The sequence below is a fragment of the Ignavibacteria bacterium genome, assembly GCA_025612375.1.
In the GTDB taxonomy this organism is placed as follows: Bacteria; Bacteroidota; Ignavibacteria; order Ignavibacteriales; family SURF-24; genus JAAXKN01.
The window spans coordinates 1-1,098 of record JAAXKN010000135.1; the positions used below are offsets into that span (position 1 = coordinate 1).

General features: G+C 47.2%; 2 protein-coding genes. Both read left to right on the plus strand.

Annotation, left to right across the window (positions count from 1 at the left end):
• Window positions 1-268 precede the first annotated feature (268 nt).
• Window positions 269-712 carry a hypothetical protein gene (locus HF312_21705; GenBank protein MCU7522816.1) on the plus strand — a complete coding sequence of 148 codons (444 nt, stop codon included), beginning with the start codon at window positions 269-271 and terminating at the stop codon, window positions 710-712.
• Window positions 696-1,098, plus strand: a 403-nt coding sequence (locus tag HF312_21710; GenBank protein MCU7522817.1) for a hypothetical protein, incomplete at its 3' end; no start/stop codon positions are given. The genes HF312_21705 and HF312_21710, both read left to right, overlap by 17 nt.

Here is a 1,098-nt window from a genome sequence, read left to right on the forward strand (position 1 = left end):
GAAGTCTACCAGTGAGCGCCAAGTTCTTTGCCTTTTACAGGCACACCAATTATCTGTTAAAGTTGTTACTGCTCGCCATTGCATTATTATTCGGGCTTCTCTGGGTAGTGGGAGGTCTGACCAAGCTAGATAGAGCAGTCATGTTTGTGATAGGATCAGCCGTGGGGGCTCTGCTGGTATTTATCTACTACCAGGATATTTACCAGGTTATTGATAAGATCGTGCGTCTTATTGATAATATTTTCTAAGAGAAGGAGGAGAAAAGTAGATGGAATCTATCTTAAACGAATTAAGCCGATTGTTTTCAACTTATGACTTTCTGACAGCAGTGACGGTCATCCTGATTATCACGCTGACCAATCTGATCAAGCGGCCTATCGTCACAGCAGCGACTAACTTTGCTGTAAGGTCTGGCCTCGACAAATCGATTGTGACAAAGAACGTCATGTACATACCATATGCAATCGCATTTATCCTGAATTTTATATTTACCCTTGTAAGGGTTGAATTCAGGTTTGCCTTGGTCGATTTTAAAGAAGTTGTCGCCGTGACCGTGACTACTGCAACGCTGGCCATAGGTCTTTATGAAATTATTAAGAAACAGCTCGAAGCCTATGCAAGCAAAAAAAATCAGGTGCCGGAAAACAAGCAGGTACAACTGCCGCCGAAGACACCCGAAGAGAAGGAAGTGCCGAATGAACCGTTATTATAAGATTGTCAAAAACGCATTGGATCTTAGGTCCTTGTATGACCAGGCAAAAGCTGAAGGTATGCAGGCTGTGGGCGTAAGCATCACCGGCACACTCTACAAATGGGATCCGGACAAAAAGGCCCCCGTCAAAATCGAGGTGGGTGAAGCTGCAGAGATCCTGGTAACCACTCCGGATGAAGTGGCCAAGCTTGCCATGTATAAGGGCGACTATGTGGTCCAGGATCCGGTCATTCCGGAGAAGGAAGAACCCGAGCTCACCGAGGCGCTGGCATCAGAACCGGAAGAAGTGAAAGCTCCTGAAGAGCCGGCAATCGAAGCACCAGCAGAAGCTCCGGCAGCAGAACCTGAACCGGTCACCCCGGAACCTGGCATCGAAGACGTCCTGA